This window comes from Curtobacterium sp. P97, from assembly GCF_023712445.1.
In the GTDB taxonomy this organism is placed as follows: domain Bacteria; phylum Actinomycetota; class Actinomycetes; order Actinomycetales; family Microbacteriaceae; genus Curtobacterium.
Genome location: NZ_JAMAYF010000012.1, coordinates 118,766 through 124,854, shown reverse-complemented (window position 1 = coordinate 124,854; position 6,089 = coordinate 118,766). Strand labels below are relative to the sequence as shown.

Here is a 6,089-nt window from a genome sequence, read left to right as displayed (position 1 = left end):
CCGTCCGCGTCGACGCCCACGTCGACCACGCTGGCCACGCGGTCGTCGGCCTCGAGGTCCCGCTTGATGACCTCCTTGTAGTCGAAGCCCGCGTCGTCCGAGCCCACCACCAGTCGTAGCGTCATGCTCCCGTTCCTTCCTCGTCGATCGTCGCCGCCAGGGTCTCGACGACGAGCGCGAAGGACACCGCGCCCGGGTCGGGGGTCCCGACGGCCTGTTCCGCGTGCGTCCGCGCGCGGCCCTTCCGCGGCAGCAGGTCCGCGCTCGCGTCCGCTGCCCGGCGGGCGGCGTCCACCGCCGTCCGCCACGCGGTGCCCAGGGCATCGCCGGCCTCGAGCCGGCGCCGCAGCTCCTCGTCGAAGGGGACGAGGGCGTCCACCATCGTCTTGTCGCCGGGCACGGCCCCGAAGGCCAGCACCGCCTCGGTGGCGGCCCGCACCGCGTCCGCGACCGTCGCCGACGTCGGACGCGCGTCGTCCCCGACGACGCGACCCAGCGCCTCCAGGGCGGCACCCCAGATCGCACCGGACGTCCCGCCTGCCCGGTCGGACCAGGCGTCACCCGCCACCCGCAGGAGCGTCCCCGCCCCCGCACCCCGGGCGAGCGCGTCCGCGGCGGCGGTGTCCGCCGCGTGCGAGCCGCGCTGCATCCCGATGCCGTGGTCGCCGTCCCCAGCGACCTGGTCGATGCGGCCCAGTTCGTCCGCGTGGTCGTCGAGCACCGCGCGCACGGCGCTGATGCCCGCTGCGATCCGACCGGCCGCGGCACGCGAGTCGTCGCTCGCCGGACCGATGACGATGCCCTCCTCGTCGGCGGCGACCACGTCCTCGGCGACCCGCTCCTGCGGGACCGCCCCGCCCTTGCGGAAGGCGGGCGTGTCCGCGGGTGCCGACCACAGCTCCTCGAGCTCGTCGTCGAGCCAGAACAGCGTCAGCGAGACCCCGGCCATGTCGAAGCTCGTGACCAGCTCGCCCACCTCCGGCTCCACGATCGCGACACCGGCGTCCCGGAGCCGTCGCTGCACCGAGCCGTAGACGACGAAGAGCTCCTCGTACTTCACGCTGCCGAGCCCGTTGAGCACCGGGACCACCCGGGCGCCCTCGACCGTGACGCCCGCGGGCACCTCGTCGAGCAGCCGTTCGACGAGCAGCGCCGCCAGACCGTCGGCGCTCGGCACGTCGGTCTCGTCGATGCCGCGTTCACCGTGGATGCCCATGCCGATCGCCATCCGTCCCTCGGGCACCTCGAACAGGGGCTCCTCGGCACCGGGCAGCGAGCAGCCCGAGAACGCGACGCCGAAGCTCCGGGTCCGGTCGTTCGCGCGGGCCGCCACGGCGGTGACGTCGTCGAGCGGGCGCCCCTGCTCGGCCGCGGCCCCGGCGACCTTGAACACGCAGAGGTCGCCCGCGATCCCGCGCCGGTCGGCCTCGGCACCGGCCGGTGCGGACACGACGTCGTCGGTCACCCGGACCGTGCGGACGGGGATGCCCTCGTCCTCGAGCGTGCGGGCCGCGGCGTCGAAGTTCAGCACGTCGCCGGCGTAGTTGCCGTAGCTGAGCAGCACGCCGCCACCGTGCTCGGTGGCACGGCAGACCGCGGCGACCTGCTGCGCGGACGGGCTGGCGAACAGGTTCCCCATCGCCGCGCCGGCGGCGAGCCCGTGCCCGACGAGACCGCCGAACGCCGGGTAGTGCCCCGAACCACCGCCGATCACGACGGCGACCGTGCCGTCCGGACTGGTGGTCGCGCGGGCGACACCGCCGTGCACCCTGCGGACCCACCGCTCGTTCGCCGCGACGAAGCCGTCGGTGGCCTCGTCGGCGAAGGCTGCCGGGTCGTTGTACAACCGGGTCATCGCGTCGTCCCCTTCGTCGAGGTGGTGGCCACGTGCGAGGTGTCGAGCAGCTCGTCGGCCTTCGCGCCCCGGAAGAACCTGGTGCAGGAGATCATCACGGCGGCGACGAACGCCAGGACACCGAGCGACACGATGCCGAAGGCCCCGCTGTCGGTCGGCACCGCCTCGTTGATCGCGGTGCGCATGATCGGGGCGACGAAGCCACCGAGGTTGCCGAGCGAGTTGATCAGGCCGATGCCCGCGGCCGCCGCCGCACCGGTGAGGAACGCCGTCGGGTAGGCCCAGGTGATCGGGCCGACCGCCAGGAAGCTCGCGACGGCGAGGGTGATGAACAGGATGCCGAGGACCGGCTGGCCGTTCGCACCCGCCCACGCCGACCCGAGGATGGACAGCCCGGTCGTGATGTAGAACATCGTCCCCCAGCGGCGGCGACGACCCACGGTGTCGGCCTTCGACCCGACGAGGTAGCAGGCGACCAGTCCGACGAGCCACGGGATCGCCGCGACGAGGCCGACCTGCCAGCCGACGTCCTGCCCGAGCAGTGACGACACCTGCTGCGGCAGGTAGAACGTCGTGCCGTACACGGCGACCTGCAGGCAGAAGTAGATGATCGTGAAGTACCAGACGCGGCCGCTCGCCATCGCCTTCCAGATGCCCTTCGGGCCGTCCTCGTTGCGGGCGGTGTCCTCACGGGCCATCGCCGCGGTGAGCGACTGCTTCTCCCCCGGTTCCAGCCACTTCGCCTGCTGCGGGCTGTTCGTCAGGAAGAACAGCGCCGCGACACCGGCCAGCACCGCGAGGATGCCCTCGCCGAAGAACATGACCTGCCAGCCGTGGAACGGGGTGACCTGGTCACCGACGCTGATGAGCCCGCCGGACAGCGGTGCGCCGATCATCTGCGAGAACGGCTGCGCGAGGTAGAAGATCGCGAACATCCGCACGCGGACCTTGTTCGGGAACCACTCGGACAGGTACATGATCACGCCCGGGAACAGTCCCGCCTCGGTCACACCGAGCAGGAAGCGCAGGACGATGAACATCGTGTCGTTCGTCGTGAACGAGAACAGTGCGGCGACGATGCCCACGTGACGGCGATCCGGGCGAGCCAGAAGCGCGCCCCGAAGCGCTTGAGCAGCAGGTTGGACGGGATCTCGAAGATCGCGTAGCCGATGAAGAAGATGCCGGCGCCGAGGGCGAAGGCCGCGTCGGAGATGTTCCGGTCGACGCTCAGGGCCTCCTCGGCGAAGCCGACGTTGGTGCGGTCGAGGAAGGCGACGAAGTACAGGATGACCAGCATCGGCATGAGGTGCTTGGTCGCCTTGGCGATCGCGGACCTCAGTGCCGGGTCGTGGGTGGACCCCAGGGCGGGGCTGCTTGCGGACACGAATCGCTCCTTCGCGATCATGAGTGGTCGTTCTGGTGGTCGGAGCCGTCGGCTCCGGTGCGTGCCGTCGGGTTCAGTGCATGTAGAGGCCGCCGTCGACGTTCAGGGTCTGACCCGTCACGAACCCGGCGTCGGCGCTGACGAGGTAGGCGACCGCGGCGGCGACGTCCCGCGGCGTGCCGATGCGCGGCAGGACACCGTCGGCAGCCATCTCGGCCTTGCGCTCCTCGGAGAGGGTGCCGCCCATGATGTCGGTGTCGATCGGGCCGGGCGCGATGGCGTTCACCGTCACGCCGTGCTGCCCGAGCTCGCGGGCCATCCCGCGGGTGAGGCCGATCACGCCGGCCTTCGCGACCGAGTACGGCGTCTTGCTGAACGTCCCGCCGCCGCGCTGCGCGGAGACCGACGACAGGTTGACGATGCGGCCGTACCCGTTCCGCACCATCGACTCGGCTGCCCGGAGACCGGCGAAGTGCACCCCGTCGAGGTTGATGCTCAGCACCCGGTGCCACTCCCCCTCGGGCAGGTCGAGGTAGGCGTGCGCCGACGAGACACCCGCGAGGTTCACGAGTGCCGCGATCGGCGGGAGCCCGGCCTCGATGGTGTCGAAGGCGGCCCGGACGGCGGCCTCGTCGGCGACGTCCGCGCCCGCGCCGACGGCCTGCACGCCGTGCTGCTCGCGGAGTTCGGCGGCGACGGCCTCGCTCGCGGCCTGGTCGAGGTCGACGATCCCCACGTTCCAGCCCTGCTCGGCCAGGTGGTGGGCGGTCGCACGGCCGATGCCGCGCGGGGACGCCGCGCCGGTGAGGACGACGGTCTGCTGCTCGTTGCGCATCGCGTGCTCCTTCAGTGGATCGGGGCCGGGCCGAGCTCGTCGAGGAGCTCCTGCATGGCGACGTAGGCCCTGTTCCGGTAGGCGACGAGCTCCGGCGTGCGGTCGGCGGGCACGTCGAGGTAGCCCGATCCGGTCTTCGTGCCGAGCTCGCCGGCGTCGACGTGCTGCTGCAGCGTCGGCGGGGTGGCGAAGCGCTCGGGCCAGCGGGTCTGCAGCGACTCGAAGCAGAACGCGTAGACGTCGAGTCCCGCCATGTCCGCGATCGCGAACGGGCCGAAGAAGGGCAGGCGGAATCCGAAGGTCGTCCGGACGATCGTGTCGATGTCGTCGGGGCTGGCGATGCCCTCGTCCGCGATCTTCGATGCTTCCTCGAACAGGGCGTACTGCAGGCGGTTCAGCACGAACCCGGTCGAGTCCTGCACCCGTGCGGACTGCTTGCCGGTCGCCGCGACGACTGCTTCGCCGACGGTGACGGCGTGCTCGCCGGTGGTGGGGTGCGGGATGAGCTCGACACCGGGGATGAACGGCGCCGGGTTCGAGAAGTGCACGCCGAGGAAGCGCTCCGGACCGGTGACGGCCTCGGCGAGGCTCTCGATGAGGATCGTCGACGTGTTCGAGCCGATGACGGCGTCGGGTCGGGCGGCGGCGCTGATCCGACGCAGGGTCTCGTGCTTGATCGCGAGCTTCTCGGGGACCGCCTCCTCGATGAAGTCGGCGTCCGCGACGGCGGCCTCGATCGACTCGGCGGCGCTGAGGTGCGCGGTGACCCGCGCGACGGCGTCCTCCGGGAACAGGCCGTCGGCGACGAACTGGCCCGTCTCCCGGATCAGCCGCTCGAGGTTCTGCTGCGCGATCTCGGCCGAGACGTCGGCGATGCGGACGGTGTGACCAGCGAGGGCGAGGACCTGGGCGATCCCGCCGCCCATGTACCCGGACCCGACGACGGCGATGTCGAGGGTGCTCATCGGACTGCTCCTCCGTGCTTCGTGCCGATGCTCGTCGTGGCGAGCACCGACCGGATGTACTGCTGGTTGGTGGCGCAGACGCCGAGGCTGTCCCCGCCGTACTGCTCGGTCATGACGATCCCGCGGAAGCCGTCGGCGACCGCGTCCCGGAGGACCTGGCGGTAGTTGATGAGCCCGGTCTCCATCGTGCTCGGCGCACTCGTCGCCCAGCTGCCGTCGCCCGCCTCGTCGCGCGTGTAGTTCTTCACGTGCAGGTAGTTCGTGTGGGGCATCGTCTTCGCGAAGAGCTCCCGCCAGTCCTCGACCGGACGGTGCAGGCGGACGAGGTTCGCCACGTCGGCGTTGAGACCCACGGTGTCGAGCCCGATCTCCTCGACGAGCCGGACCGCGCTGTCCGCGGTGCCGAGGTAGGTGTCCTCGTACAGTTCGAGGGCCATCGGCAGGCCGACGCTCGCCGCGTGCTCCCCGAGTTCGCGGAGGCGTCGGACGGCCGCGTCCCACACGTCGGGGTCCTCGGGGTCCTTCGGCCCGGGAGCCGTCCAGAACCAGAGCGCGCGCTGCTGGGCCTCCGAGAACGGCTGGTGCAGTCCGGTCGAGAACACCTGCATGCCCCACTCGGCCGCCGCGTCGATCGTGCGGTGGGCGTAGGCGAGGTTCTCCTCCTCGTGCCCGGGCTGGATCACGCTCCGACGCTGCAGGTGCACCGACGGGATCCCCACGCCGTAGGCCGCCGCGACCGCGAAGAGCTCGTCGCGCCGGGACCGTTCGAGGTCCGCGGGGCGGACGTGGCTGTCGGCCAGCTCGGCGAGCGAGAAGCCCGCTGCGGCGATCTGCGCGAACACGTCGTCCCACACCTCGACGGGGGCGTCGTGGAAGGCGGTGCCGTCCCGCGTGACCCGGTCGAAGCCGTGCAGGCAGACGGCGATCGGCCACGTCCGGTCGGTCCAGCTGTCCGGGTCCCAGTCCTGCTCGACCCAGTCCTGCGGTGTGCTCACGGAGTGCTCCCTTGCATCACGCGGTTCATCCTCGAACCTCTTTCCTATAGGAAAG

4 protein-coding genes and 2 pseudogenes are annotated in these 6,089 nt (G+C 71.5%); all 6 read right to left on the bottom strand.

Going from position 1 to position 6,089, the window contains the following annotated elements; translation table 11 throughout:
* Positions 1 to 125 (bottom strand): annotated as a pseudogene (locus M3677_RS13825) (RpiB/LacA/LacB family sugar-phosphate isomerase); the annotation flags it as partial.
* The gene (locus M3677_RS13820) at positions 122 to 1,855 is read right to left on the bottom strand and encodes a dihydroxyacetone kinase family protein (RefSeq protein ID WP_251160825.1); all 1,734 of its coding nucleotides are present in this window, start codon (positions 1,853 to 1,855) and stop codon (positions 122 to 124) included. The pseudogene M3677_RS13825 and the gene M3677_RS13820, both read right to left, overlap by 4 nt.
* Positions 1,852 to 3,260, bottom strand: a pseudogene (locus tag M3677_RS13815) (MFS transporter). Before M3677_RS13815 ends, M3677_RS13820 begins: the two are co-directional and overlap by 4 nt.
* A 52-nt stretch (positions 3,261 to 3,312) precedes the next feature.
* Positions 3,313 to 4,074, bottom strand: coding sequence for an SDR family NAD(P)-dependent oxidoreductase (locus M3677_RS13810; RefSeq protein WP_209684746.1), 762 nt, complete (start codon positions 4,072 to 4,074; stop codon positions 3,313 to 3,315).
* 11 nt (positions 4,075 to 4,085) lie between these two features.
* Positions 4,086 to 5,039 (bottom strand): 3-hydroxyacyl-CoA dehydrogenase family protein, encoded by a 954-nt coding sequence (locus M3677_RS13805; RefSeq protein ID WP_066651174.1) that lies wholly within the window; start codon positions 5,037 to 5,039, stop codon positions 4,086 to 4,088.
* Positions 5,036 to 6,034, bottom strand: coding sequence for a sugar phosphate isomerase/epimerase (locus M3677_RS13800; RefSeq protein WP_251160824.1), 999 nt, complete (start codon positions 6,032 to 6,034; stop codon positions 5,036 to 5,038). The genes M3677_RS13805 and M3677_RS13800 overlap by 4 nt, the downstream gene beginning before the upstream one ends.
* Positions 6,035 to 6,089 lie beyond the last annotated feature (55 nt).